1 protein-coding gene and 1 pseudogene are annotated in these 504 nt (G+C 62.9%); one reads left to right on the forward strand and one right to left on the reverse strand.

Translation table 11 applies throughout. The annotated features are described in order from the left end of the window. Positions 1-321: pseudogene (locus ABQX22_RS27010) on the reverse strand (hypothetical protein); the annotation flags it as partial. 36 nt (positions 322-357) lie between these two features. Here ABQX22_RS27010 and ABQX22_RS27015 point away from each other — a divergent pair. Next, positions 358-504, forward strand: a 147-nt coding sequence (locus ABQX22_RS27015) for a DUF3817 domain-containing protein (protein WP_441005336.1), incomplete at its 3' end; no start/stop codon positions are given.

Here is a 504-nt window from a genome sequence, read left to right on the forward strand (position 1 = left end):
GTGCGCATTGGCAAAATTTATAAGCGCTGTCGTAATTCCGCCATGTGCCAGAAGTGGGGGGGGGTGGGGCGCGCTGCAGAGCCCCTCCCGCACGCATGCGCGCAAGCGCCGCACCATGGCCTGCGCATCGGTGACCATGTCGTAGTTGTGGTGGTAACGCCGTTGCTCGTACTCGCCCACAGACAGATGGACCTGCGCGGGCAGATCCTCACGGTTGACTGCAGATGCCGCTTCCAACCTCGTCATCGTGCAATACGACGCGCTGCCGATGCGGCAGGCGCTCTGTAGAATGCAGTTGCCAGCGGGCGTCGCCGCCGCCATCGCGTCGCGGCAATCCTTGTCCGTCTGGAGTCTTGCATGCGTGCTTCTTCTGCGTTGTCGCCGATGGGTCGGCTGTTTGCCGTGGCTGCATTTTTAGAGGGGCTGACCTGGGCCGGGTTGCTGCTGGGCATGTTGCTCAAGTACGGCACCCACACCACCGAGGTTGTGGTGTGGCTGTTCGGG

The sequence above is a fragment of the Xanthomonas sp. WHRI 1810A genome (genome assembly GCF_040202885.1).
Lineage (GTDB): Bacteria > Pseudomonadota > Gammaproteobacteria > Pseudomonadales > Pseudomonadaceae > Aquipseudomonas.